A 24,772-nucleotide genomic window follows, 5' to 3' on the forward strand; every position below is an offset into this window, starting at 1 on the left:
CTGTGCACGAATGAACGAACTACTGCTCGGACTGCGACGCTCGAAACGCAACCTGCTCTCACCGCTCCTCTGGCGTGTCCGAATCGTCTTCTGGCTGGCCTCCATTGTCGTTGGCCTCGCGGGCGTCGCTTTCGCGATGGGCGCCGATTACGCCCAGGGCATTCACAACCGTCTCATGGACCTCTCGCCCTGGGCGACCCTGATCATCACCCCGCTGGGCATCGGCGCCCTCGTCTGGTTCACCGAGCGCTTCATCCCCGCCGCCTCGGGCAGCGGCATCCCCCAGGTCATCGTGGCCCTGCAGGGCCGCACCGGCGACCCGGTGCGCCAGCGGGTGCTCTCGCCGGTCGTCGGCGTCGCCAAGATCGTGGTGACGATGTTCGGCCTCATGCTCGGCGCCTCCATCGGCCGCGAGGGACCGACCATCCACGTCGGTGCGGCGGTGATGCACCTCGCGGGGCGTATCGGCCGTTTCCCGTCACATTACCTCGAGAAGGGCCTTATCCTCGCCGGCGGTGCGGCGGGCCTGTCGGCGGCGTTCAACACACCACTCGCCGGTGTGGTCTTCGCCATCGAGGAGCTGCACCGGGACTACGAGGAGGGCACCAGCGGCCTCGTGCTGCTCTCGGTCATCCTCGCGGGTCTGACCTCGCTGGTCGTGATCGGCGACTACGCCTACTTCGGCCACATCTCCACGACCATGCCCCAGGACTGGAGCTGGGTGGCGGTGCCGGTCTGCGGGCTGGTCGGCGGCCTGGCCGGCGGGCTTTTCTCCTGGACGCTGCAGGTCGGCGTGCGCGGCCTCGGCCCGATCCGCCGCGGCTGGCCGCTGCTCTTCGGTCTCGGCTGCGGACTGGTGATCGCGCTGATCGGCATTGCCGCAGGCGGGCGTACCTTCGGCACGGGCTACGAGCAGGCCAAGCACCTGCTGGATGCCGGCTCCATGGCCGAACCGGGGGCGATGCTGAGCACGCCGCTGCTGGCCATCGGCAAGTGGCTCGCCACCGTCGTGTCGTACCTCAGCGGCATCCCCGGTGGCCTGTTCTCGCCGAGCCTCTCCGCCGGCGCCGAGCTCGGTGCCGCGCTGACCGGCGTTCTACCCTACGCCCCGGCGGGCGTGGTGATCCTTCTGGGCATGACCGCCTACTTCTCCGGCGTGGTACAGACGCCCATTACCACTTTCGTGATCGTGCTGGAGATGACGGACAACAACGCCATGCTGGTACCGCTGATGGCCACCAGCGTGATCGCCTTCGGCGTCTCCCGGGCCATCTGCCCCTATCCGGTCTATCACGCCCTGGCCAAGACCTTCATAGGCCGGCGCGACGACGCCTGACCCGGCCCCTGGCGGTGGCCGTCTACGGTCACCGCCAGGCGGGGCAACGCCGGTCACGGGCCACGGGCGCGGCATCACACGGACACCGACGACGGCACGGGCGCCGGCGTGCCCTTCGCCCGCCTCCTCATGAAACGGGCCGGCGAGGCCGTCACAGCTCGCCCAGGACCGCGGCCGTCGGCACGCCGGCCACCACCCCGCCCCGACTTCGTGCCGCCGCGCCGTGAGCCTCCGCCCGGGGCAGCACGTGCGCGGCGTAGAACCGCGCCACGTCGACACGGGCCCGGTTGAAGGCGTCGTCCTCCGAGCCGGCCGCGACCCTGGCGGCGCGCGCTAGCAGCCAGCCGCCGGCGACGAAACCGGTCTGCATCAGCAGCGGGAACGCGGCCGCCCCGGCGGCGGCCGGGTCATCCGCAGCGTTCTCCAGTACCCGGGCGGTGCTTCGGCGCAACGCGGCGATCGCCGAGACCATGCCGCTGCCGATCTCCGAGAGCCCCGGCGAGGCGCAGTCGCCCAGGCCGTCGACGTCCGCCGCCATGTCGTCGAGTAGAGCGGTCATCGCCGCACCGCTGTCCCGCAACAGCTTGCGACCCATGAAGTCGTTGGCCTGGATGCCGTTGGTGCCCTCGTAGATCGCGGCGATACGGGCGTCGCGCAGGTACTGGGCGGCCCCGGTCTCCTCGATGTAGCCCATGCCCCCATGCACCTGGATGCCGAGCGAGGCGACCTCGATACCGAGCTCCGTGCACCAGGCCTTGATCACCGGGATGAGCAGGTCTGCCCTCGCCTGCTGGCGACCGCGCTCGTGGCCGTCCGTGGCACGCCGTGCGCGGTCCATGGCGGCGGCCCCGGCGTAGCAGAGCGCGCGCATGGCCTCGGTGCACGACTTCATGGTCAGCAGCATGCGGCGCACGTCCGGGTGACCGACGATGCTCGCCTCGCCGCTGACGGTACGCCCCTGGGTGCGCTCGGCAGCATACGCCGCGGCCTGCTGGTAGGCCCGTTCGGCAATGGACAGCCCCTGCATGCCGACCTTGTGGCGGGCCTCGTTCATCATCGTGAACATGTACTCCAGCCCGCGCCCCTCCTCGCCGACGAGGTAGCCCACGGCGCCGTCGGTCTCGCCGTAGATCATGGTGCAGGTGGGGCTGGCATGGATGCCGAGCTTGTGCTCGATGCCGCCGCAGTACATGTCGTTGCGCTCGCCAGGCTGCCCGGCGGCGTCCGGCAGGTACTTGGGCACGATGAACATGGAGATACCGCGCACGCCCGCGGGGGCGTCCGGGGTGCGGGCGAGCACGAGGTGGACGATGTTGTCCGTCATGCCGTGTTCGCCCCAGGTGATGTAGATCTTCTGGCCGAAGATCCGGTAGTGATCGTCACGACGCTCGGCGCGGGTGCGGATGGCCCCCAGGTCCGAGCCGGCCTGGGGCTCGGTCAGGTCCATGGTCCCCGTCCACTCGCCGCTCACCAGCCGCGGGAGATAGCGCGCCTGCTGGGCCTCGCTGCCGTGACGCTCCAGGGCCTCGATGGCACCGGCGGTGAGCATCGGGCACAGCGAGAACGACAGGTTCGCCGCCTGCCACATCTCCTGGGTGGCGGTAGCCACCAGCGCCGGCAGCCCCATGCCGCCATGCGCCGGATCGCAGGCAACGGCGTTCCAGCCCGCCTCCGCGTAGGCACGGTAAGCCGCGGCGAAGCCCTCCGGCACGACCACGTCACGCCCCTCCAGCCTGGCGCCGGCCCGGTCGCCCGGCGCATTGAGCGGCGCGAGCTCGCCGCCGGCGAAGCGCGCCGCCTCCTCCAGGATCGCGGCCACCGTCTCCGGCGTCGCCTCCTCGAAACCGGGCAGTGAGGCGATGTCCGCCAGATTGAAAACCTCCTCCATGAGGAAGCGCATGTGCCGCACGGGCGCATCGTAGCTCATTTCACTCTCCTCCTTTGTCGCGCAGCGCCGCCGCCTGCGCCCGGATGGCCGGCAGCTCCTCCGAGCGCCGCTGCAGGTTCTTCAGCTGCAGCCGCATGCGGTGGTTGCCCGTCAGGCGTTCACGGTGGCGGTCGAGAAAATCCCAGTAGAGGGTGGTCAGCGGACAGGCATCCGGCCCGCTGGCCTTTGCCGGGTCGAACCGGCAGCCCCGGCAGTAATTGCTCATGCGCCGCACGTAGGCGCCACTCGCGCAGTACGGCTTGGTGGCCATCACCCCGCCATCGCCGAACTGGCTCATGCCCAGCGTATTGGGCAGGCTCACCCAGTCGACGGCGTCGAGGTACATGGCCATGTGCCATTCGTGGAAACGGTAGGGGTGCACGCCGTAGAGCTGGGCGTAGAGCCCAAGCACCATCAGCCGCTGGATGTGGTGGGCGTAACCGTTGGTGAGGACGTTGTCCATGGCGTCCGCCATGCAGCGCATGGACGTCTCCCCGCTCCAGTAGGCCGCCGGCAGCGCCCCCTCGTGGCCGAGGTGATTGAGCCCGGCATAGCCCGGCATGCGGCTCCAGTAGATGCCGCGGACGTACTCGCGCCAGCCGAGGATCTGGCGTACGAACCCTTCGACGTGGTTGAGCGCCGCCCGCCCCTCCCGCCAGGCGGCCACGGCCGCCTCCACACAGGCCTGTGGTGTGATCAGGTGCATGTTCAGCGCCGCCGACAGGCGCGAGTGGTAGAGCTGGTGGCCACCGGTCCACATCGCGTCCTGCCAGGTGCCGAAGGCCGGGAGGCGCACGTCGATGAAGTGCACCAGCACCTGCTGGGCCTGTGCCGGCGTCACCGCAAGGTCGAAGCCCGCCATGTCGCCGGGATGGTCGCCGAAACGCGCCGTGACGGTCTCCATCACCGCACGGGTGGTGGCATCCGGGCGGAAGGACGGCGGCGGCTCGATCCACCCCGGCCCCTGGCGGCCAAAGGCACGGCGGTTGTCGTGATCGAGGTTCCAGACCCCGCCGGCGGGACTGCCGCCGTCCATGAGCACGCCGTGGCGCCGGCGCAGGCGGCGGTAGAAGTCCTCGAGCAACAGGGATCGGCGGCCCCGCGCCCAGTGTTCGAAGTCCGCGACGGTGGTGTAGAAGTGCCGGTCCGTGCGGATGTCCAGCGCCAGGCCCAGTGTCTCGGCGACGGCCTCGAGCGAGCGCCGCACGTGGTAGTCACCGGGCTCGAGGACCACCAGCCGTTCGGGTGCGAGGCGCGGCACGTCCTCCGCGAGGATGTCGGCGAGCCCGTGTCCCCGCTCCGCCCCCGGTGCCAGTGCCAGCGCGTGGTAGCACACATGCACGCCGCGGGCGCGAAGGCCGTCGCGGAAGTGGCGCATGGCGGAGAAGAACAGCACCAGCCGGCGCTGGTGGGCCGGGAAGGTGCCGGTACGGGTCTCGGCCTGCGCCTCGGCCATCCATACGCTGTCGCGTGTGGGGTCGAAATCGTCGAACGCCGCCGATGCCGGATCCAGCTGGTCGCCGAGGACGATCACCAGATCGCGCACGGGACGTACCTCAGCCGCCGGGCATGGGCGGAACCAGCAGGGTCGGGTCGACCCGGCGGTCGAACCAGTTCATGCGCCAGTCCAGGTGCGGACCGGTAGCCCGGCCGCTGGCGCCGACCTCGGCGATGGGATCGCCGCGGCGGACGCGCTCGCCCTCCTTCACGGTGATCCGGGAGAGATGGAGGAAGGCGGAGGAGACGCCCTGGCCGTGGTCGATGAGCAGGGTACCGCCGGAGTAGTACATGTCGTCGTGGACGAGGCTGACCACGCCGTCCGCCGGCGCGACCACGGTGGCCCCCCTCGGAGCGGCGATGTCCACGCCGTAGTGGGGCCGCCGCGGCTCGCCGTTGAGCACGCGCTGGCTGCCGTACACACCGGTGATGCGCCCGGTCACCGGCCACCGCCAGCCGCTGGTGTAGTCGGCGCGGGGATCGTTGCGCCGGCGCGCCTCGCGCACCATCGCCACCTCCCGGCGGATGCGCTTCAGGGCGTCCTCATCCGGGCTGACGGTACGGGGCGGCAGGCCGTCGATGTGCTGGATGCGGTAGTGCCGCCGCGCCACGCTCATCTCGCGTCGTACCCGGCTGCCGTCGGCCCACTCGGCCACGAGCGTCTCGCGACGTTCGGCGTCGCGGCCGAAGCCGATCACGAACGTACCGTCATCGGCCACGCGTACCTCCCGCCCCGCGAAGCGTACCGTGGCGGACGCCGGGGCGACGTGCCCGGTGAGCAACGCCCCCTGAACCGGCTCGCCGTCGAGCCGCAGCTGCCCCGCCACAGCGGGCAGGGCCGCCATCCATCCGATCAGCATCAGGGCCAGCGCCCACCAGCGTCCGCGCATCGTCTCCCTCCGGTTGCCCCACCGGCCGGTGGCAGCCGGCGGTGGACGGCCCCAGCCTACCACCCCGCCGGGCACCGCCGCGCCCCCGGCAGCGGCGTGTTCAGTGGCAGTGCTTGAGGTTGCGTCCGATGAGCCAGTAGTTGACCGGCAGCGCGGCGAGGAAGCCCACCGGCAGCGCCGCCACGAAGCCGGCCCAGAACATCGGGCTGGCGAGGCTACCGACCTGGACACCGCCGACCAGATAGTCGGTGACGTTCATCGCTACCTCCATGGCCGCGATGGAGACCGTCTCGCCGAGCCAGATCGTGCGGATGCCGTCCAGGTAGCTCATCCCCTGCTCGCGCATCAGCGGCTGCACCGCCAGGTTGAGCCCGGCGATGAAGGACAGGACGACCGCCAGAGTGAGGGTCAGGGTCGTGCCCAGCCCCAGCGCGACGCCGATGGAGAGCCCGGCGAACTCACCGATGGAGCAGCCGACGAGGCAGTGCACCGTCGCGTGCACCGAGGTGCGCAGCCGCCCGCCGTGGTCCCCGTGGGCGCCGTGGTGATGCGCGTGCCCGGCATGGCCTGCGTGCGTCGCCATGATTCGTCCTGCATTGCAAGTGACCTGTCCCGGAGGGTTGGGATGCCACCCCCTCCCCTCAAGGGGGGGATAGCGGAATCCCCGGTGTCAGGCCGCTCGCTCTGACCCCCTGTGGCGACGCTCGCGCCACAGACGCGCCGCCAGGGACAGGACGTAGACCCCGCACAGGGTGAGCACGATGGTCGCGCCGGCGGGCCAGTCGGGCTGCCACGCCAGGGCGAGACCGAGATAGCCGGTGCCTGCCGCGATCCCCGCCGCGAGCAGCATCATCGAGCCCAGCGAACGCACCCAGTCGCCCGCCGTGGCCGCCGGCAGGCTGAGCAGCGCGATCAGCAGGATCAGCCCGGAGACCTGTACCAGGATCACCACGGTCACCGCCACGAGGCACAGGAGCAGGATATGGAAGAAGGGCACGGGGACACCGCGCAGGCGAGCGAACTCGGCGTCGAAGCACACCGCGGTGAACTGGCGGTAGAAAAGCATCAGCACCGTGAGCATGAGCACGTCCAGCCCCGCCATGAGCCACAGCGTGGGCGCGTCCACGAGCAGGATATTGCCGAACAGGTAGCCGAAGAGGTCGGCGCGGTAGCCCTCGGTCTGGGAGATGAACACGATCCCCACCGCCATGCCGCCGGACCACAGGGCGCTGATGAGCATGTCCTCGTGGGCGCGGAAACGCAGGTTCACCCAGCCGACAATCAACGCCGCAAGCAACGCGGCCACCAGTGCGCCGGCCAGCGGGCTGGCGCCGAAATACCACGCCACGCCCATGCCGCCGAGCACGGAGTGGGCGATGCCGCCGGCGAGATAGCCGATGCGGCGCACCACCACGAACGGCCCGATCAGCCCGGAGGCGACCGACGCCAGGGCGATACCGATCGCCGCATGCTGAAGGAAGCCCTGGCGCAGCAGCGCCTCAATGAACGCCATGACCACCCCCATGGACGTGATCGACATGGGCATGGTCGACGAACCGCACCGGGTGCCCGTAGAGGCGCTCCAGCACCCCGGGCCCCAGGGGCTCGGCGGTATGGCAGACGAGCTCGCGGTTGATGCAGGCCACATGGGAGACGTACTCGCTGACGAAGGCGATGTCGTGGCTGACCACCACGATGGTCATGCGCTCGTTGAGCCGCCGCAGCAGCTCGAAGAACGCCCGCTCGGCCCGGGGGTCGACGCTCGCCGTGGGTTCGTCGAGGAGCAGCAGGGCCGGGCGCACCGCCAGCGCGCGGGCAATGAGCACCCGCTGGAGCTGGCCGCCGGAGAGCTGGTCCACCGTGCGCCCGGCAAGGGCGTCCACCTCCACCTCCGCCATGGCGGCATCGGCGGCGGCCCGCTGCTCCGCGCGGTAACGCGGCCACGGCTGCCAGGGCCGCAGGGTGGCGGAGCGGACCACGTCCGCCACGGTGATCGGGAAACTGCGGGTGAACGCGGCGTACTGCGGGACGTAGCCCACGTGCCGGCGCGCCCGCGCCGGCGACGTACCGAGCACCCGAACCCTGCCGGCCGAGGGGCGGATTAGCCCCAGCACCACCTTGAGCAGCGTGCTCTTGCCGCTGCCGTTGGGTCCGACCAGACCGAGAAACTCGCCGTCGGAGACGCTCAGGGTGACGTCCCGGATGGCGACGTAGCCGTCGTAGCCGGCGGTGACGCCTTCGAGCTCGACGGCTGGCGTCACTGCAGCGCCTCGGCGATACGCTGGCTGACGCGGTCGAGGTTGTCGATGTAGTCCGCGGCCAGCGGATCGATACTCACCACCTTGATCCCCAGCGCGTCGGCAATGGTCCGGGCACTGCGCTGGCTGAACTGGTCCTGGACGAACACCGCGGAGACGTCCAGCCCGCGGATCTCCTCGATGAGCTTGTCCAGCTCCGATCCCCCCGGGCTCTTGCCGTCCGCCTCTATGGCGAGCTGCACCAGCCCGTAGCGGTCCGCAAAATATCCCCACGCCGGATGGAAGACCACAAAGCGGCGCCCCTTCAGCGGTGCGAGGCGCTCGGCGATGCGCTTGTCCAGGGCATTGAGACGCTCGATATAGTCGGCGGCACGCTGCTCGTATTCCGCCCGGTGGGCGGGGTCCTCGCGGGTCAGCGCATCGCGTATCCGCTTGACCATCGGTACCGCGTTGGCCGGGCTGGTCCAGAGGTGGGGGTCCGCCACCTCGCGCGGCACACGGCCCTCCCCCATGGCGTCCACGACCTTCGCCACGTCCGGCGACAGGCCGGCGAGATCGTCCGCAGCATTCGCCTCGTCACTATGCTCGTGGGCATGGGCGCCGATCGCCCGGAGCTTGACGTCATCGCGCAGGTCCACGACCGACATGCGCGGGGCGGCGGCACGCAGACGCGCCATCCAGGAGCGCTCGAAGGGCACGCCGACGCGGAAATAGACCTCGGTGCCCTCCAGGGACGCCAGCGTCCGCGGACCGGGATCGAAGGTCGCCGGGCTCTGCCCCGGCTGCACCAGGGCGGTAACGGCCACGCGGTCCCCGCCGACGGCCTCGACCAGCGTCTTCACCGGGATCACGCTGGTGTACACCTGCATTGGCGCCTCCGCCGCGGGGGCCGCCGCCGGCCAGGCGAGCACGGCGGCCAGGACGAGGACGCAACGGGCGAGCTGTCGTCGCAACATGGTCGACTCCAAGGATTACGCTGGTTGGGACTGCCGACAGGCGGCACACACGCCCGCCAGCTCGATGGTCTCGTGCTCCAGGGCGAAGCCCTGCTCGGCGGCACGCTCGCCCAGCAGCTCGTCCACATCCGGGGCATCCAGCTCCGCGACGCGCTCGCAGCGCGTGCAGATCAGGAAATGCCCCGCGTGGGGATGCTCCGGCGCGGCACAGCCGACAAACGCGTTGAGCGAGGCGAGCCGGTGCACCAGCCCCGCCTCCATGAGGAAATCCAGCGCCCGGTAGACCGTGGGCGGCGCCACCGGCCGCTCGCCCTCCGCGAGCGCCTGCATGAGCTCGTAGGCCTTGGCGGGGCGGTGACCGCGCCAGACCAGCTCCAGCACCCGCCGGCGCTGTGGCGTCAGCCGCGCCCCCTGCTCCCGGCACAGCCGCTCCGCCGCGGCGAGGGCCGTCGCCACGCAGTCGCGGTGATCGTGTCCTTCGGCGGGAAACGCCATCAGTACGGACTCACTCATTGCGGACTCCCCGCGTTCCGATACCGTTATATCATTACATATCGATTCCACGCCCACCATACCCGTCTCCATTCAGGCACCGTTCAGCTCACCCCGTTCAAACTCGCGGCCACGATCACCATTCAGGAGGCGTCCGTCATGCACTACCGCATCCCCGCCATCGCCCTCGCCCTCTCCGTGGCCAGCGCCCCGGCGCTCGCCCGGGGCGGGCACGACGATTACGCCCGGGTCACCCACGTCGAGCCGCTGACCCGGACGGTGGAAGTGAGCACACCCCGGGAGGAGTGCTGGTACGAGACCGTGCGCTACCGCGAGCCTCGTCGGGGCAACGACACCGCCGGGCTGGTCATCGGCGGTATCGTCGGTGGCGTCCTCGGCAACCAGGTCGGCGGCGGCGACGGCCGGCGCGTGGCCACCGTGGCCGGCACCATCCTCGGCGCCGGGATCGGCCGCGGGATCGCCGGCCGGGACGAGCACCGCTATGGCGGCAGCCGGCGCGAACGCCGCTGCGAGACCGTCGAGGAGACCCACTACGAGACCCGCACCATCGGCTACCGTGTGCATTACCGCTATCATGGCGAGGAGTATGTCACCCGCATGGACCACGATCCGGGCCGACGCGTTCGCGTGCGGCTGGATGTGACGCCCTTGGAGTAGCCATGGCATCCCGTCTCGCCCTGTTCGCCCTGCTCGCCGCGGCGGTCTGCACGACCGCCGCGCCGGTTCACGCCGCCCGCGCCGCTGACGGCCGCGACCAGGCGGTCCGCCAGGTGGAGCGGCGCACCGGCGGGCAGGTGATCTCCGTGGAGACACGCACCCGCGCCGACGGCCAGCAGGTCTATCGCATGCGCGTGCTTCTCGGCGAGGGGCGGGTCCGGGTGATCGAGGTTCCGGCCGGACGGAGGCGCTGAACGGTGCGCGCGCTGGTCATCGAGGACGAGATCCGGCTGCGCCGCGAGGTCGCGGACGCCCTGAGCGGGGCGGGCTTCGTCGTCGATGAGGCCGGCGACGGCGACGAGGGCGTGTACATGGCCCTGGACTACCCCGTGGACGTCGCCATCGTGGACCTGGGACTACCCGGCCCCGACGGCCTGGAGCTCATCCGCCGTGTCCGTGCCGCCGGCCGGCGCTACCCGGTGCTCATCCTCACCGCCCGGAGCCGCTGGCAGGAAAAGGTCACCGGCCTCGAGGCCGGCGCCGACGACTACCTCGTCAAGCCCTTCGAGATGCCCGAACTCCTCGCCCGGGTGCAGGCACTGCTGCGCCGTGCCGGGGGGTGGGCCAGTCCGGTGCTCAACCACGGCCCGATCACGCTGGACACGCGCACCTCGGAGGTTCACTTGGACGGCGAACCGATCACCCTCACGGCGTTCGAGTACCGCCTTCTCGCCTACCTCATGCACCACCCCGGCGAGGTGCTGTCGAAGACACAGCTCATGGAGCACCTCTACGCCGACGACGACCAGCGCGACTCCAACGTCCTCGAGGTCTTCGTCCGCCGCCTGCGCCGCAAGCTCGATCCGCACCGGCGCTGGCAGCCCATAGAGACCCTGCGCGGCCAGGGCTACCGGCTCGCGCCGTGGCGGTAACGGCCTCACTCCACAGACGGCTGCTGGTCACCGCCGGCATCGTTACCGTGGCATTCACCCTGCTCGCAGCGACCGGCCTGGAGCAGGCGTTCCGCCGCAGCGCGATCGCCGCCGAGCGCGACCGCCTGCGTGGCCAGGTCCATACCCTGCTCGCGGCCATGCGCGTGGGCGAGAAAGGCATACGCCCCGGAGCCAGCCTGCCGGAGCCCCGGTTCGCCCGCCCGGGCTCCGGGCTGTATGCGTGGGTGCTCACGCCGGAGGGAGGCCAGGTCTGGCACTCGCGCTCCGCGATCGGCCAGTCCCTGCCGGCCCCGGAGTGGGTCACCCCCGGCACGGTCCGGTTCCGGCACAGTGACGGGCGCTTCCGCATGGACTACGGCGTGTCCTGGGAGCCGCTATCCGGCCCCACCCGGCGCTTCAGCATCACCCTGATCGCCGGGGACGAGGCCTATCGCGCCAGCATCGCCGGTTTCCGCCGCACCCTCTGGGCCTGGATGAGTGTGGGCTGTGCCGGGCTGCTGCTCGCCCTGTGGCTGACCCTGCGCTGGGGCCTCGCGCCGCTGCGGCGGGTCACCGCCGAAGTCGACGCCATGCACCGCGGCTGGCGTGACCGCCTCGGCGGCCATCACCCGCGGGAGATCGCCGTGCTCACGGACAACATCAACCGCCTCGCCGACGGCGAGCGCGAGCGCACGCGGCGCTACCGCGAGACCCTGGACAATCTCGCCCACAGCCTGAAGACCCCGCTCGCGGTGATACGCGGCGCCCTGGCCAGCCGCACACCGGCGGACCTGGACGCCGCTGCCGAGCAGATCACCCGCATCGACCGACAGATCGAGTACCACGTGCGCCGCAGCGGCGCAGGGCGGCTGGAAGGTGGCGGCCGCACGGCGGTGGCGCCCGTGATCCACCGCCTCGCCCGGGCGCTGCACCATGCCCGGCTGGAGCGCGACGTCGAGCTGCAGGTGCACTGCCCCGACGGCCTCTGGTATGCCGGCACCGAAGACGACCTCATGGAGATGCTCGGCAACATCCTGGACAACGCCTGGCGCTACGGCGCCGGCCACGTTGCCGTCACCGCCGCGGACGACGGCGGCGGGCGGCGCATCCGTATCGACGTGGATGACAACGGCCCGGGCATCGCCGCTGACGTGCGCGAGGCCGCGCTCACCCGCGGCCGGCGTCTGGACACCGGCGGCGACGGCCAGGGCATTGGTCTTGCGGTGGTCCGCGAGCTCGCTGGACAGGCCGGCGGCACGCTGGCACTGGACGGGGCCCCGGAACTGGGAGGCACCCGCGTGACCCTCATCCTGCCCGGCGGTGAGGACGGCTGACCCCGGCCGCCAGGGGATGTGGCCGCCGTTCCGGGCGACGACGCGCCACTGTCGGCCGGCGTGAGCCCCCGGACCGCGGGTCCCGGGCCTGGAACGATGCCGGACAGCGCGGTATCCCTGGCCTCCGGATGCAGCGCCGGCACTGCCTCCTGTGCGTGGCGGGCGACGGTGGACGACAGAGGGCCGGGTTAACGCATAGAATACGTGCCCCTGTCGAACCCCGACCCGGACCGCAATGAACTGCAACCGCATACTCGTGCACTACGCCGAGGTGGCCCTGAAGGGGCGGAACCGCCGCGACTTCGAGAGCCGGCTCAAGCGCAACATCAAGATCCGCCTCCAGAGCGAGGGCCTGGACTGGGAGGTGCACCGCGGCCGCGACCGCATCACCGTCCATCCCCGCGACCCGAACGCCGCCGCGCTGGAACGCGCGCTGGAGGCGGTCGGCGAGACCGCCGGCGTCGCAACCTTCGCGCCGGCGGTGTTCTTCCCCCGCGACGCCCTCTATGCCGGCGGCGACGGCCCGGACGTGGACGCCATCGAATCCGCAGCCCTCGCCCAGGCGGCGGAGCCGGCGAAGGGCAGGAGCTTCGCCGTGCGCGTCAACCGCGCGGACAAGGGCTTCCCACTGACTTCCGAGGCGTTCGCCCGACGCCTCGGCGCACGCATCATCGAGACCACGAGCTGGCAGCACGTGGACCTGCGCCGGCCGGACCGCGCCATCCACGTGGATATCTACCCCGAGGGCGTCTACGTCTACCATGACCGCCGGCGTGGGCCGGGCGGCCTGCCGGTATTCTCCGGCGGACACGTGCTCTCGCTGCTCTCCGGCGGCATGGACTCCCCGGTGGCCGCCTGGATGATGGCCAAGCGCGGCTGCCGTGTGGACTTCCTGCACATGACGGCCACGCACCTGCGCCCGGAAGACGCCGGGAACAACCTCGTCGCCCGCATCGCCGCGCACCTGAGCCGCTTCACCCTGCGCTCGCGGCTGCTGCTCGTGCCCTATACCCACTTCGACCTGGCTCTCACCGGGCAGGACAGCCAGGGCTACGACATGATCCTCTTCCGGCGCTTCATGACCCGGCTCGCCGAGCACGTCGCCGCGAACCTGCACGCCAGCGCGCTGGTCAGCGGCGACAGCCTCGGCCAGGTCGCCTCGCAGACGCTCGCGAACATGGTCTCCACCTCCCAGGCGGGCACGGTCCCGATCCTCCGCCCGCTGGTGGGGCTGGACAAGCACGAGATCATCGAGCGTGCCCGCGACATCGGTACCTTCGACATGGGCACGGAGCAGTACAAGGACTGCTGCGCGCTGCTCAGCCGCAACCCGCAGACGAAATCCCGCCACACCCGGCTGGAGGCGCTCGAGACGCGATTGTTCCCCGACTACGACGGGCTTATCGAGTCCAGTCTGGCGGACGCACTGATGCTCACCTTCGAGACCGGGCGGCTCACCGGCGTCGAGCCCGCTCTGTCCTCGTTGAGCGATGCGGGGTAATCTCGGGGAGAGCACCACGGCAACCCCCGGGCAGGCATGAGCGCAAACCTAGCCGGGCGCATCCGGAACTACTTCCTCGCCGGCGTTCTCACGGTGATCCCCATCTGGATCACCTGGGTGACCTTCCGTTTCGTCGCCCAGCGGCTGTCCGATTTCGGTCAGCCGTGGGTGGTGACGCTGGCGAGCCTGGTGAGCCCGTACTCGCCGGACGTGGCGGCGATCATGGTCACGCCGGCATTCGAGAACGCCGTCGGTCTGCTGCTCACCCTGCTCGGGCTGCTGCTGCTCGGCTGGGCCACCAGTCGTGTCGTGGGCCGGCGGATCATCGAGGGATTCGACGGCCTGATCAATCACATCCCGCTGGTGAAGAAGCTCTACGGCGCCACCAAGGCGCTGCTCGGCGCGCTCCAGCAGCAGCCCGACGAGGTCCAGCGGGTGGTGCTCATCGCCTTCCCCCACCGGGACATGAAGACCGTCGGCTTCGTCACCCGGGTGCTCACCGACCGCCGCACCGGCGACCGGATCGCGGCGGTCTACGTCCCCACCACGCCCAACCCCACCTCCGGCTACCTGGAGCTGGTGCCGCTGGAGTTCATTACCTCCACGGACTGGACCATGGACCAGGCCATGAGCTTCGTGATCTCCGGCGGCACCGTCTCCCCGGAGTACATCGACTATCACGATCACGGTGAACTCCCGGAGGAGTTCGCCAGGTCGGCGGACCGGGCGGAAGACACGGACAGGGAGGACCGTCCCGCGCAGGAGCGCTGACCGCCGGCCGGCGCCGGTCCCGGCATCGGCACGATCCGCCGGCAAGGCGGGACAGCAGCCCCGGCGATGGCACGGGGACCGCCGCGCTTACGGCCCGACGGTCAGGTCCCCGTACGCAGGTCCATGACCAGCGTCTGGAGCTCGCCGACTTCGCGGCGGATCTCCTCCATTGCCTGCACGTTCTCCCGCGCCGCACGCGCGGTCTGGTCGGAGACCTCCGCTATGCGGGAGATGTTCTGGTCGATCTCCTCGGCGACGTGGCTCTGCTCCTCGGCGCCGGTGGCGATCTGGCTGTTCATGTCGGTGATCGTACCCACCGCGTGGACGATGCCATCCAGCGCGGTGCCGGCCTCGTTAGTCTGGGCGAGTCCGGTGCGTGCGTTCTCCCGGCTGCGGGCGATCACCTCGGAGGCCTCCTGCGCCTGGCTCTGGAGACGCTCGATGATCTGCCGGACCTCCTCGGTGGAATCCTGCGTGCGCCGTGCGAGCGTGCGCACCTCCTCCGCCACCACCGCGAAGCCGCGGCCCTGCTCGCCGGCACGGGCCGCCTCGATGGCGGCGTTGAGCGCAAGCAGGTTGGTCTGCTCGGAGATGCCGCGGATCACCTCCAGGACCTGTCCCACCTCCTGGCTGTCCGTGGCGAGCTTGTCCATGGCCGTTCCGGCCTGCTCGACCTGGCCCGCGAGTGCCTCGATACTCTCCACCGTGCGCCGGCCGATCTGCTGGCCATTGCGCGCCTCACCGTCCGCCTCACCGGCAGCCTCGGCGGCCTGATTGGTGCTCCGCGCGACCTCCTGAACCGTCGAGGCCATCTCGTTGACCGCCGTCGCCACCTGGTCGATATCGCTGTGCTGCCGGCCGACGTCGCCCTCGGTGCGCTGCAGCGCCGCGGCGATGGTCTCGGCGTTCTCGCTCACCCGGCGCACAGTGCCGTGGACCCCCTGCACGATCTCGCCGACCTGTTCGAGCATGCGGTTGTAGGCGGTGTACATGTGACCGAGCTCGTTGTCCTCGTACTCGACCTCCAGCGGCCGCGAGAAATCGCCGTCACCCACCGACCACAACCGGCCGCGCAGGCGCTCGATACGCTGCATCAGCGGATTGACCCCGCCGAACCAGCTCAGCAAAGCCACAAGCAGGATCGCCAGAGCCGTGCCCACGGCGATGAACTGCTGCTCGCGCACCGCCTGGTTGGATGCCTCCGCCATCATGCCCACTCCGGCATTCATCTCGCGGAGCACCACCGGCGCACGCTCGTGGATGGCCTGGAGCCCGTCGTTCGTGGGCTCGTCCAGATAGGCCTGGATGTCACCGCGGTAGCGCTGCCACAGCGACTGGACCTCGCGGAGCTGATCGCGGATCGCCGGATCCTGCACCGGCTCGATCCCCATCCCCGGATCCCCCTGCAGGAGCTTGCGGTGAGAGGACTCGAACAGCGCGATGGTCTTCTCGACATCCTCACGGCTGCCCACGCCCTGCACGGCCATCACGGCCTCCTTCGCGACCCGCTGGCTGAGCATGCGCTGTCGCCCGGCGATATCCACTGCGGTGGCGCTCGATCCGAGGCTGAAATAGAGCGAGGCGACGGTGGCCAGGGCGAATACCGCGATCAGGGCATACGAGGCCAGGAACTGGCGCCCCAGCGTTCGCAACCCGACACCCCGCAATACCCGCTGGATCGCATGCCCGAAGTGTCCCTGCATCATCGCCCCCATTTCCTTGATTCATGACCGAGCAGTCACCTTCCGCCCGGGTTATCGGCGTCGGGAAACCATGCTTTACCCCCGCCGGGACACGGCGTCGGCGATCAGCAGCGCCCAACCCACCAGCCAGACCATACCGCCGAACGGCGTCACCACCCCGAAGGCCCCGACCCCGGTGAGGCAGAGCAGGTAGAGGCTGCCGGGGAAGAGCACCAACCCGGTCACGAAGCATCCCACCGCCCCCCGGCGGCAGCGACCGACGGCCCCGGGCAGCGCCGCGACCGCCACCAGTGCGAGGGCGTGAACGAACTGATAGTGCACCGCGGTCTCCCACACGGCCATGCGCTCGGCACTGAGTACGTCGCGCAGCGCGTGCGAGCCGAAGGCACCGAGCGCCACGCCGAGCAGCCCCGCCACGGCGCCGGCGGCCAGGGGCAGTCGACCGCTCATCGCGTTATCCGCCATAAAATGCATCCTCTATTTGCACATTAAAAAACACTACGCAAAAATAAGTAGCACACACGTAGCGAATGGCCACCATTCCAGGAGTCCAGCCGTGTCCGACGCCGACGCGCACCGCCCCGGGGAGACCCGCTCCCCCCACGTCCATCTGAACCTCAATGTCCGCGGCCTCTCCCCCTCGGCGACCCTCGCGATCAACGAACGTTCCGCCGAACTGCAGCGCCAGGGCCGCGAGGTTTACCGCCTCGGCCTCGGACAGTCGCCGTTCCCGGTGCCGCAGTTCGTGGTGGACGCCCTGCGCGAGCACGCCCACGAGAAAGACTATCTGCCGGTCAAGGGTCTGGCGGCGCTGCGCCAGGCCATCGCCGGCTATCTCCGGCGCACGGAGGGACTGGATTACGCCCCGGAGAATATCCTCGTGGGGCCGGGTACCAAAGAGCTGATGTTCATCGTCCAGCTCGTCTACTACGGCGATCTGGTCATCCCCACGCCGAGCTGGGTGTCCTACGCGCCGCAGGCGCACATCCTCGGCCGCCAGATCCGCTGGCTGCCCACCGACCCCGGCGCCGGCATGGGCGTGAGCGCGGAGGCACTGGAATCGCTGTGTGCCGCCGACCCGGAGCGGCCCCGCCTGCTCATCCTCAACTACCCGGGCAACCCCACCGGTGTGGCCTATTCGCCGGAGCAGCTCCAGGGGATCGCCGAGGTCGCACGCCGTTATCGCGTGCTGGTGCTCTCCGACGAGATCTACAGCGGCACCCACTTCGACGGCGGGCACGTCTCCATCGCCCGCTACTACCCGGAAGGGACGGTGATCAGCAACGGCCTGTCCAAGTGGTGCGGCGCCGGCGGCTGGCGGCTCGGCACCTTCGCCTTTCCCTCGGAGCTGCGCTGGCTGCTCGACGGCATGGCGGCGGTGGCGAGCGAGACCTTCACCTCCACCAGCGCACCGATCCAGTACGCCGCCACCACCGCGTTCGACGGCGGCCCGGCGCTCGAGCGCTACCTGGCCGACAGTCGCCGGATACTGAGTGCGCTGGCCCGGCGCTTCCACGCCACGCTCACCGGGGCGGGCGCGGCCTGCCGGCCGGCCCAGGGCGGGTTCTACCTGTTCCCGAGCTTCGAGGCACTGCGCCCGCAGCTCGAGGCACGGGGTATCACCGACAGCGCCACCCTGTGCGAGTCGCTGCTGGAGGATACCGGCGTCGCCGTGCTGCCCGGCTCGAATTTCGGCCGGCCCGCCCGGGAGCTGTCCATGCGTCTCGCCTACGTGGACTTCGACGGGGGGCCGGCACTGGCAGCCGCGGCGGAGCACACCGAGATCGACGAGCACTTCCTGCAGCGCTATTGCCCGAGGGTGGTAACCGCCGCGGACCGCATGGCGGCCTGGCTGAAGGGCTGACCGGGGGCCTTGCAAAACCGCGCTGGCGCCGTCACGTCCGGCGGCGGTACAACCGGAAAGGAGGCGACAATGGAGCTTCAGGTCAACGCCGCCGAAGGCATGCAGACATCCACGGCGCTGGAGGATCATATCCGGGCCAAGCTCGCCGGCGTGGAACGCCGCTTCGGTGAGCGTGTCACCCGCGTGGAGACCTACCTCAAGGACGTGAATGCCGGCAAGGGCGGCGTCGATACGACATGCACGCTGGAGGCTCATCCCTCCGGGCTGAATCCGGTAGTCGTCGAGTCGCAGGCGACGGACGCCTACTCCGCGACTCACGACGCCGCCAGGAAGCTGGAGAAGGCACTGGAGCACCGCTTCGCCCGGGCTGAGGGACCACATCGTTAGGTCCGGGAAAAACCCATCGCACCGGCCGCCGGCGGCCCTCCCGCCGGCGGCCCCATACCCGCCTCCAGCCGCTGTCACGCGGCTGTCACCGGTTGTTCACAAAAGCTGTGGATAACGCTGTGCAAAACCCGTAGAGACCGTCCCCAAACCCCTGACGCGGGCGGCCTCGCGTCAGATTGACGGGTTTTTCACCAGCTTATTAAATTTCCTAAAAAACAATGGGTTGCTAGTTTCTCACGTTGTTTTCCCCGGACCCCTGGTCGCCGGGCAGTCGTGCGCCGACGACGGCTCCCCGCTGTGCACAACAGGTAGCCACCAACGGCATCCCGCCCCTCAGTCAGCGACGCCCCGGGGCCCCACCCGTCCGGCAGCATCATGTTCACGAGGACAGCGCTCACGGCCCCGGGATCAGCCCCCGGCTCAGGGACACGAGCACCGGCAGGCCCGTCTTTGCCATCACTGCCACGTTCCTGCGGCACGGCTTTCACCGTCGCAGTCTTGCTGTGCTCGCGGCGACGGTGCTGACCGCATTCCCGCAGGCGTACACCGGGACTCAATACGTGAGCGATGTGCTGGGTGGCGCGGCCACCGGCATCATCGCTGCCATAATGGTGCGCATCCTTTACCGCGAAGGCTCGCGGCTTGACCGCCTGCTCACGAGCACTTGGTGATTGGGGGCACGGATCCTTTGATGGAGCGATTGTTCCACGCCATCCTGCCATCCATCGAGCACTTCCACATGCTCGGTTACTGGGTGGCCTTCTTCGCAGCGCTGCTGGAGACGGCGCTCGTGGCCGGATGGTTTTTGCCCGGCTCTACCCTCCTGCTGTTGCTGGGAGGCATGGCGGCTGGCAGCTACCTGGATTTCGGGGACCTGCTGCTGTTCGCCATCGCCGGCGCAGTGCTGGGGGATAACGTCAACTACTGGCTGGGCGAGCGCTACGGCAGCCAATGGGCACGTGACGGCGTCTGGTTCCTGACACCCGGCCATTTTGAACGGGCCCACCGCTTTTTTGACCGGCATGGTGCCAGGAGCGTTTTCCTCGGCCGCTTTATACCTAGCGTGAAGGAAATCGCGCCGTTCGTGGCAGGCACCGTGAGAATGCGCTATCGCACGTTCCTGTTCTGGAACCTGCTGGGCGCCGTCGGATGGGGACTGCAGTGGGTCGGCGGCGGCTATCTGTTCGGGCAGTCGTTCAGGGTTGCGCAGACCTGGATGTCGCGGGCCGGTATGGCGTTACTGGCCGTCCTGCTCTTGTGGGCGCTGCTTTGGCTTCTGCAGCGCTTCATCAAGCGCAAGGGCCGCGACCTCTGGTGGGTGGCGGTTTCGCTCACGCGTTCGGTAATGACGGCCCTGGCTCGCAATGCCTACGTGCGGCGCTGGGTACGCCGCCACCCACGAAGCGTCCGCCTCGTGATGAATCGTTTCGATCGCCGGCATTTTTCGGGCCTGCCGCTGACGGTTCCAGCCCTGGCGTTTACCTATGTGCTGGCCCTGTTCGCGGGCATCGTCGAGGACGTCGTCACCTCCGATCCAATCGTCGCAATCGATCATGCGACAGCCCAACTGGTCGCCGCCTTTCGCACACCGTCGGCTATTCCTCCGTTCGTGTGGATAACGGATCTCGGTCAGCCGCCCGTGGTCTTCGCGCTGCTGGCCTCGACCGGCCTGGTGCTCTGGCTCGTCAATCGGAAATACGCGGTTGCGGGGTTGCTGATGTCGAGCCTGGGAGCAACGGCTTTCACCACCCTGGGCAAATTGGCCTTTGAGCGGCCACGGCCGGCCGGGGCCGTACTGCTCGAGACCTCCTATTCCTTCCCTAGTGGGCACGCCACCATCGCCGTCGCCTGCTACGGTTTCCTGGGCTACCTGCTGATCCGCTCGGCGGCCCGCTGGAAGGCCCGTGTCAATCTGTTCTTCGCGACTGCCGGAGTTATCCTCCTGATCGGTCTCAGCCGCATCGTGCTCGGCGTGCACTATTTGAGTGATGTCTGGGCCGGTTACCTGGTCGGTGCACTGTGGCTGATCGCTGGCGTCACCCTGACCGAATGGCTCACTGCGGGCGGCAGGATCGACTGGCGGGCACCCACCGAACGATTCCGAAAGGCCTCGGCCTTCGGCGTGATCGCCATCGCGTCCGCTGGGTTCGTGACCTATGCAGCCACCCGCACGCCGCCAGCCCCGGTTCCCGCAGCGGAAACAGTCATCCAGGTCAATCGTCCTCTGGACGAAATGTTACGTGCGCGGAAACTTACCAACACCTCATCCGTGCTCGGCGCACCGGGACAACCGCTATCCTTTGCCATCGTCACGCCTGGCGCGGACAAACTGTCCGCGCTTCTGGACCGAGCAGGCTGGCTCTCCGCCGACAGTCCAGATCCAACGAACCTGCTGCGCCTCGCCCGACAGGGGCTCGACTACACCACGGCTCCCCTCGCGCCGGCCCTCTGGAACGACCGTGTCAACGATCTGGCTTTCGAACGACCGATCCAGAACTCGCAGGGCAAGGCGGTCGTAACCGTCAGGCTATGGCAAACCGCCTTCCGTGTCGGTGCGGAACCGATCTTCGTGGGGGTGGCGCGGACATATACCGGGGTCCGCTGGGGCGTTCTGCACACGGTCTCGCCTGATGTGGATGCCGCAACCGAACGATTCGTCGAATCGCTCAAACACACCGCGCAGCCGCTCACGTTATGCCAGCGCTCGTTGATGGCCCCGATGACAGGCTCCTATGTGATGGGCGATCGCTTCTTTACGCAGGGGCAGCTATGGCTGCTCGATCCGGGCGGCCGCACCAATACGGCAGCCCTTTGTGGCGCTCACAGGTCGAGGCAATGAAAAACCAGTCATTCCCGAAAAAACTACGCCATGCCATCTCCGGCATCGGTTTCGCATGGAATAGGGAACAGAACTTTCGCACGCAGGTCGTTCTCGGCGCCGTCACCTTCGTGGTGTTCTCCATCGTTCGGCCGGCCACATTCTGGTGGGCACTTATCGTGCTGTGTGTCGCGTTGGTACTCGTTGCAGAGTTGCTGAATTCGGCCATCGAGGCGCTGACCGATCACCTCCACCCGGATCTGCACCCGGTCGTGGGCAGGGTAAAGGATATGCTCGCCGGAATGGTGCTGGTAATGAGCATCGGCGCAGCGATCGTGGCGATGATCACCCTGTACGCCACGCTCGCCGCCTAGGGCCACCGCGGTTCGACAGGGAATGCGCCGGACTGCGTTGTCGACGAAGCGCTACTCCGCAGCCCCTCCCGGTGCGGCCGGCCCCTGCCCTTTCGCGTTCCGAAAAGGACACCGGCGGCGGCCCCCGCTGTGCACAACGGGTGGTCACCGACGGCATCCTGCTCCTCAACCGGCGCCGTCCCCCGGTCGCCATCCGCCGGGCAGGATCAGGTTCAGGAGGATGGCGGTCACGGCCCCCGGGATCAGGCCCGAGTCCATCATCGAGCGCGCGCTCTCCGGCAGGCCGGCATAGATTTCCGGGTGTTCGGGCAGGCCGAAGGCCATCGCCAGCGACATGCCGATAATGACCATGTTGCGCCGGCTGAACGGCACGTGGCTGAGCATCTTGATACCCGCGCTGGCGATCATGCCGAACATGATCAGCACCGCACCGCCGAGCACCGCGTTGGGGATGGCACCGATGATCGCGCCGAATTTGGGGAACAGCCCTGCGACCAGCAGGAACACGCCGCCGATGGCCACGACATAACGGCTGATCACGCCAGTGAGGGCCACCATGCCCACGTTCTGTGAAAAGCTGATCTGCGGGAAGGCACTCCAGAACGCGGCGAGCACGGTGGACAGCCCGTCCGCGGTAACCCCGCCGCTGAGCTCTCGCTCGCTGGGCTCCCGGTCCGCCCCGCCGACGGTGATCCCCACGAGGTCGCCGACGGACTCGGAGACGGTGACCAGCGAGAGCAGCACCATGGGCACAATCGCGCTCAGGTGGAACTCCATGCCGATCTCCCAGGGCAGCGGCACGGACACCCATGAGGCAGCCGCGACGTCGGAGAAATCCACCAGTCCGAACAGCGCGGCGATCACGAAGCCCGCCACCAGCCCCACCAGCGGCCCGATCTCGGCGATGAAGCCACGGGCAAACTGATGTAGACCCACGGTGATCACGAACACCAGCGCCGCCAGCGCGATATGGTAGGGTGCGCCGAAGTCCGGCGCCCCGAAACCGCCCGCCGTGTATGCGAATCCGACCGGCAGCAGCAGCACGCCGATCATGATCACGAACGTCCCCATCACCACCGGCGGGAACAGGAAGCGCACCCAGCGCATGCACAGGCCGACGACGGCCATGGCGACACCCCCGGCCAACGCCGCACCGAACACAGACGGCAGTCCCTGGGTACTGGCGATAGGGATCATCACCGGCACGAAGCCGAAGCTGGTGCCCATCACCACCGGCAACCGTGCACCGATGCGTCCGACACCGAGTGACTGAACCAGTGTCGCGACACCGGCGATGAACATCGCGGCCTGGATCAGCGCCGTGGTCTGCGCCGCCGGCAGATCCACCGCCCCGGCGATCACCACCGGTACGGTGACGTTGCCGACGAACATCGCCAGCACGTGCTGAATGCTCAGCGGAATGGCACGCCGCAGCGGCGGCATGTAATCGACATCCCCCCTCTGCTCCGGGCGCACTTCTTCTGTCTGCTCGCTCATGACAGCTCCTCTCCCCCTCCGGCAATGGCGGTCACTGTGATTGCCGCACGGCGCCCTCCGGCCCGGCGGCCCCACAGGCCTTCGGGGAATCCTTGATCATGGGTACAACCCTGTCAACAATTATGTATCCATTTTTGATACCGATCATGGACACCCGGGCGATCCGACCGACCCCCTGCGGTGGTATCCTGCCGCGACACCGCAACCCGGGAGCGACATGACCCCCGAAGAACTCCACCGCACCGGCCTGGGCCGGGGACTGTTCCAGATGACCTGGCCGATGCTGTTCGGCGTGCTCTCCCTGCTGGGCTTCCAGCTCGTGGACAGCGCCTTCATCGGCCAGCTCGGCGGCCGCCCGCTGGCCGCCCTGGGCTTCACCATACCCTTCATGCAGCTGGTGATCGGCACCCAGGTGGGCATCGGCATCGCCACCACCGCGCTGGTTTCGCGCGCGCTCGGCGGCGGCGAGCCCGAGCGCGCCCAGCGTCTGTGTGGACTGGTGGTGATGACCGGCAGCGCGATCGTGCTGGCGCTGGTGGTGATCCTGTGGTTCCTGCGCTCGTGGGCGGTGAGCCTGCTCGGCGCCGAACCCTCGCTGCTGCCGCTGATCGCCCGGTACTGGGCGCCGTGGCTCGCCAGTGCGTGGATGGGGGCGTTCCTGTACTTCGGTTACAGCGTGCTGCGCGCCCACGGCAACACCCGCCTGCCCGGACTGTGGATGGTCCTCACCAGCCTGATCAACCTGGTGCTGGACCCGCTGTTCATCTTCGTCTTCGACTGGGGTCTGCCCGGTGCCGCCTGGGCGACGCTCACCGCCTTCGGCGTCGGCGCGCTGGCGGTCTACCCCGCCCTGGCCCGTCGCCAGTGCCTGCGCCTGGACGTGCGCGTTCTGGGGGTGCTGCGGGCACTGGGCGGCATTGCCGCCATCAGCGGGCCGGCGATGCTCAGCCAGCTCATGCCACCGCTCTCGGCAATGCTCGCCACGCGGGTAATCGCCGGTTTCGGCGTGGACGCGGTCGGTGCCTGGGGCCTGGGTACTCGCATGGAGTTCTTTTCCATCGTGGTCGTGCTCGCGCTGACCATGTCCCTGCCGCCGCTGGTCGGGCGGCTGCGTGGTGCGGGCGATATCGTCACGATCCGCCGGCTGGTGCGCCTCGCCGTGGGCTTCGTGCTCGCCTGGCAGCTGCTGCTCGCGCTGATCTGGTTCCTGGCGAGCACGCCGCTGGCGGGGGTGCTGAGCGCGGATCCGGCCGTGGCTGACCGCCTCGCCGCCTATCTCCGGCTGGTGCCGTGGAGCTTTGGGGCACTCGGGGTGACCATGATCATGGTCTCTGTGAACAACGCACTGGGGCTGCCGCTGCGCGCCATGATCACCTCGGCGCTACGACTCTTCGCGTGCTACCTGCCGGCACTCTGGGGCGGTGCCCAGCTCGTCGGGCTGACCGGTGCATTCGCCGGAGCCCTGGCGGGCAATCTCGCCGCCGGCGCCACCGCCGTTACCCTCTATCGTGCGGGTATGGCCCGGCTGCGCGGGCCGGAACCCGCGAGCGCCTGAGG

Annotated in this window: 23 protein-coding genes; 12 read left to right on the top strand and 11 right to left on the bottom strand. The window is 69.2% G+C overall.

What is annotated here, in order from left to right; translation table 11 throughout:
- Window positions 1-10 precede the first annotated feature (10 nt).
- The gene (locus tag C516_RS0104115; RefSeq protein ID WP_018717101.1) at window positions 11-1,336 is read left to right on the top strand and encodes a chloride channel protein; all 1,326 of its coding nucleotides are present in this window, start codon (window positions 11-13) and stop codon (window positions 1,334-1,336) included.
- 151 nt (window positions 1,337-1,487) lie between these two features.
- On the opposite strand, the gene C516_RS0104120 is transcribed toward C516_RS0104115, so the two are convergent.
- The 8 genes from C516_RS0104120 to C516_RS0104155 form a co-directional block, all read right to left on the bottom strand.
- Window positions 1,488-3,263 (bottom strand): acyl-CoA dehydrogenase, encoded by a 1,776-nt coding sequence (locus tag C516_RS0104120; RefSeq protein WP_018717102.1) that lies wholly within the window; start codon window positions 3,261-3,263, stop codon window positions 1,488-1,490.
- A gap of 1 nt (window position 3,264) precedes the next feature.
- Window positions 3,265-4,809 (bottom strand): cryptochrome/photolyase family protein, encoded by a 1,545-nt coding sequence (locus C516_RS0104125; protein ID WP_018717103.1) that lies wholly within the window; start codon window positions 4,807-4,809, stop codon window positions 3,265-3,267.
- A 10-nt stretch (window positions 4,810-4,819) separates the two neighbouring features.
- The gene (locus tag C516_RS0104130) at window positions 4,820-5,650 is read right to left on the bottom strand and encodes a M23 family metallopeptidase (RefSeq protein WP_018717104.1); all 831 of its coding nucleotides are present in this window, start codon (window positions 5,648-5,650) and stop codon (window positions 4,820-4,822) included.
- A 100-nt stretch (window positions 5,651-5,750) separates the two neighbouring features.
- On the bottom strand, window positions 5,751-6,233 hold the full coding sequence (locus C516_RS18500) for a DUF4396 domain-containing protein (RefSeq protein WP_018717105.1): 483 nt from the start codon (window positions 6,231-6,233) through the stop codon (window positions 5,751-5,753).
- Between the two features lie 87 nt (window positions 6,234-6,320).
- The gene (locus C516_RS0104140) at window positions 6,321-7,163 is read right to left on the bottom strand and encodes a metal ABC transporter permease (protein WP_040409223.1); all 843 of its coding nucleotides are present in this window, start codon (window positions 7,161-7,163) and stop codon (window positions 6,321-6,323) included.
- Window positions 7,150-7,911 carry a metal ABC transporter ATP-binding protein gene (locus C516_RS0104145; protein ID WP_018717107.1) on the bottom strand — a complete coding sequence of 254 codons (762 nt, stop codon included), beginning with the start codon at window positions 7,909-7,911 and terminating at the stop codon, window positions 7,150-7,152. Before C516_RS0104145 ends, C516_RS0104140 begins: the two co-directional genes overlap by 14 nt.
- Window positions 7,908-8,864: a metal ABC transporter solute-binding protein, Zn/Mn family gene (locus tag C516_RS0104150; RefSeq protein ID WP_026320928.1), complete on the bottom strand. Its 957-nt coding sequence runs from the start codon at window positions 8,862-8,864 to the stop codon at window positions 7,908-7,910. Before C516_RS0104150 ends, C516_RS0104145 begins: the two co-directional genes overlap by 4 nt.
- 15 nt (window positions 8,865-8,879) lie before the next feature.
- Window positions 8,880-9,377 carry a Fur family transcriptional regulator gene (locus C516_RS0104155; protein ID WP_018717109.1) on the bottom strand — a complete coding sequence of 166 codons (498 nt, stop codon included), beginning with the start codon at window positions 9,375-9,377 and terminating at the stop codon, window positions 8,880-8,882.
- A gap of 138 nt (window positions 9,378-9,515) precedes the next feature.
- Between C516_RS0104155 and C516_RS0104160 the strand changes: the two genes are divergently transcribed.
- The 6 genes from C516_RS0104160 (at window position 9,516) to C516_RS0104185 (ending at window position 14,572) form a co-directional block, all read left to right on the top strand.
- Window positions 9,516-10,034 (top strand): glycine zipper 2TM domain-containing protein, encoded by a 519-nt coding sequence (locus tag C516_RS0104160; RefSeq protein ID WP_018717110.1) that lies wholly within the window; start codon window positions 9,516-9,518, stop codon window positions 10,032-10,034.
- Window positions 10,035-10,036: 2 nt separating this feature from the next.
- Complete coding sequence (locus tag C516_RS18505) at window positions 10,037-10,288, top strand: PepSY domain-containing protein (protein ID WP_018717111.1); 252 nt, start codon at window positions 10,037-10,039, stop codon at window positions 10,286-10,288.
- 3 nt (window positions 10,289-10,291) lie between these two features.
- Entirely contained in the window at window positions 10,292-10,966 is a 675-nt protein-coding gene (locus C516_RS0104170; RefSeq protein WP_018717112.1) for a response regulator transcription factor, read from the top strand.
- On the top strand, window positions 10,957-12,300 hold the full coding sequence (locus C516_RS0104175; RefSeq protein WP_018717113.1) for an ATP-binding protein: 1,344 nt from the start codon (window positions 10,957-10,959) through the stop codon (window positions 12,298-12,300). The genes C516_RS0104170 and C516_RS0104175 overlap by 10 nt, the downstream gene beginning before the upstream one ends.
- A gap of 235 nt (window positions 12,301-12,535) precedes the next feature.
- A complete protein-coding gene (gene thiI, locus C516_RS0104180) occupies window positions 12,536-13,801 on the top strand; it encodes a tRNA uracil 4-sulfurtransferase ThiI (RefSeq protein ID WP_018717114.1) in 1,266 nt (421 codons plus the stop codon).
- A gap of 36 nt (window positions 13,802-13,837) precedes the next feature.
- On the top strand, window positions 13,838-14,572 hold the full coding sequence (locus C516_RS0104185; RefSeq protein WP_018717115.1) for a DUF502 domain-containing protein: 735 nt from the start codon (window positions 13,838-13,840) through the stop codon (window positions 14,570-14,572).
- Between the two features lie 101 nt (window positions 14,573-14,673).
- On the opposite strand, the gene C516_RS0104190 is transcribed toward C516_RS0104185, so the two are convergent.
- Window positions 14,674-16,278 (bottom strand): methyl-accepting chemotaxis protein, encoded by a 1,605-nt coding sequence (locus tag C516_RS0104190; RefSeq protein ID WP_018717116.1) that lies wholly within the window; start codon window positions 16,276-16,278, stop codon window positions 14,674-14,676.
- 72 nt (window positions 16,279-16,350) lie between these two features.
- A complete protein-coding gene (locus tag C516_RS0104195; protein ID WP_040409225.1) occupies window positions 16,351-16,725 on the bottom strand; it encodes a DUF423 domain-containing protein in 375 nt (124 codons plus the stop codon).
- Window positions 16,726-16,831: 106 nt separating this feature from the next.
- Here C516_RS0104195 and C516_RS0104200 point away from each other — a divergent pair, with 106 nt between their 5' ends.
- The 4 genes from C516_RS0104200 to C516_RS0104220 all read left to right on the top strand — a co-directional run bounded on the left by C516_RS0104200 (window position 16,832) and on the right by C516_RS0104220 (window position 21,718).
- Entirely contained in the window at window positions 16,832-18,139 is a 1,308-nt protein-coding gene (locus C516_RS0104200) for a pyridoxal phosphate-dependent aminotransferase (RefSeq protein WP_018717118.1), read from the top strand.
- 69 nt (window positions 18,140-18,208) lie between these two features.
- Window positions 18,209-18,526 (top strand): HPF/RaiA family ribosome-associated protein, encoded by a 318-nt coding sequence (locus tag C516_RS18510; RefSeq protein ID WP_018717119.1) that lies wholly within the window; start codon window positions 18,209-18,211, stop codon window positions 18,524-18,526.
- A 691-nt stretch (window positions 18,527-19,217) separates the two neighbouring features.
- On the top strand, window positions 19,218-21,365 hold the full coding sequence (locus C516_RS20345) for a bifunctional DedA family/phosphatase PAP2 family protein (RefSeq protein WP_018717121.1): 2,148 nt from the start codon (window positions 19,218-19,220) through the stop codon (window positions 21,363-21,365).
- Entirely contained in the window at window positions 21,362-21,718 is a 357-nt protein-coding gene (locus C516_RS0104220) for a diacylglycerol kinase (protein WP_018717122.1), read from the top strand. The genes C516_RS20345 and C516_RS0104220 overlap by 4 nt, the downstream gene beginning before the upstream one ends.
- 165 nt (window positions 21,719-21,883) lie before the next feature.
- Here the strand turns inward: C516_RS0104220 and C516_RS0104225 are convergent, their stop codons facing one another.
- Window positions 21,884-23,215, bottom strand: a complete 1,332-nt coding sequence (locus C516_RS0104225) for a uracil-xanthine permease family protein (protein ID WP_018717123.1) — start codon at window positions 23,213-23,215, stop codon at window positions 21,884-21,886.
- Window positions 23,216-23,432: 217 nt separating this feature from the next.
- Here C516_RS0104225 and C516_RS0104230 point away from each other — a divergent pair, with 217 nt between their 5' ends.
- Window positions 23,433-24,770, top strand: coding sequence for an MATE family efflux transporter (locus tag C516_RS0104230; RefSeq protein ID WP_018717124.1), 1,338 nt, complete (start codon window positions 23,433-23,435; stop codon window positions 24,768-24,770).
- The last annotated feature ends 2 nt before the right edge of the window (window positions 24,771-24,772 follow it).

The sequence above is a fragment of the Arhodomonas aquaeolei DSM 8974 genome (assembly GCF_000374645.1).
Taxonomy (GTDB): domain Bacteria; phylum Pseudomonadota; class Gammaproteobacteria; order Nitrococcales; family Nitrococcaceae; genus Arhodomonas; species Arhodomonas aquaeolei.

Bases quoted from the DNA above. Each gene is read 5' to 3' on its own strand.
- C516_RS18500 (WP_018717105.1), bottom strand. From the start codon at position 6,233: ATGGCGACGCACGCAGGCCATGCCGGGCACGCGCATCACCACGGCGCC.
- C516_RS0104140 (WP_040409223.1), bottom strand. From the start codon at position 7,163: ATGGCGTTCATTGAGGCGCTGCTGCGCCAGGGCTTCCTTCAGCATGCG.
- C516_RS0104160 (WP_018717110.1), top strand. From the start codon at position 9,516: ATGCACTACCGCATCCCCGCCATCGCCCTCGCCCTCTCCGTGGCCAGC.
- C516_RS0104230 (WP_018717124.1), top strand. From the start codon at position 23,433: ATGACCCCCGAAGAACTCCACCGCACCGGCCTGGGCCGGGGACTGTTC.
- C516_RS18510 (WP_018717119.1), top strand. From the start codon at position 18,209: ATGGAGCTTCAGGTCAACGCCGCCGAAGGCATGCAGACATCCACGGCG.
- thiI (WP_018717114.1), top strand. From the start codon at position 12,536: ATGAACTGCAACCGCATACTCGTGCACTACGCCGAGGTGGCCCTGAAG.
- C516_RS20345 (WP_018717121.1), top strand. From the start codon at position 19,218: ATGGAGCGATTGTTCCACGCCATCCTGCCATCCATCGAGCACTTCCAC.
- C516_RS18505 (WP_018717111.1), top strand. From the start codon at position 10,037: ATGGCATCCCGTCTCGCCCTGTTCGCCCTGCTCGCCGCGGCGGTCTGC.
- C516_RS0104185 (WP_018717115.1), top strand. From the start codon at position 13,838: ATGAGCGCAAACCTAGCCGGGCGCATCCGGAACTACTTCCTCGCCGGC.
- C516_RS0104190 (WP_018717116.1), bottom strand. From the start codon at position 16,278: ATGATGCAGGGACACTTCGGGCATGCGATCCAGCGGGTATTGCGGGGT.
- C516_RS0104155 (WP_018717109.1), bottom strand. From the start codon at position 9,377: ATGAGTGAGTCCGTACTGATGGCGTTTCCCGCCGAAGGACACGATCAC.
- C516_RS0104225 (WP_018717123.1), bottom strand. From the start codon at position 23,215: ATGAGCGAGCAGACAGAAGAAGTGCGCCCGGAGCAGAGGGGGGATGTC.
- C516_RS0104120 (WP_018717102.1), bottom strand. From the start codon at position 3,263: ATGAGCTACGATGCGCCCGTGCGGCACATGCGCTTCCTCATGGAGGAG.
- C516_RS0104115 (WP_018717101.1), top strand. From the start codon at position 11: ATGAACGAACTACTGCTCGGACTGCGACGCTCGAAACGCAACCTGCTC.
- C516_RS0104195 (WP_040409225.1), bottom strand. From the start codon at position 16,725: ATGAGCGGTCGACTGCCCCTGGCCGCCGGCGCCGTGGCGGGGCTGCTC.
- C516_RS0104150 (WP_026320928.1), bottom strand. From the start codon at position 8,864: ATGTTGCGACGACAGCTCGCCCGTTGCGTCCTCGTCCTGGCCGCCGTG.
- C516_RS0104130 (WP_018717104.1), bottom strand. From the start codon at position 5,650: ATGCGCGGACGCTGGTGGGCGCTGGCCCTGATGCTGATCGGATGGATG.
- C516_RS0104220 (WP_018717122.1), top strand. From the start codon at position 21,362: ATGAAAAACCAGTCATTCCCGAAAAAACTACGCCATGCCATCTCCGGC.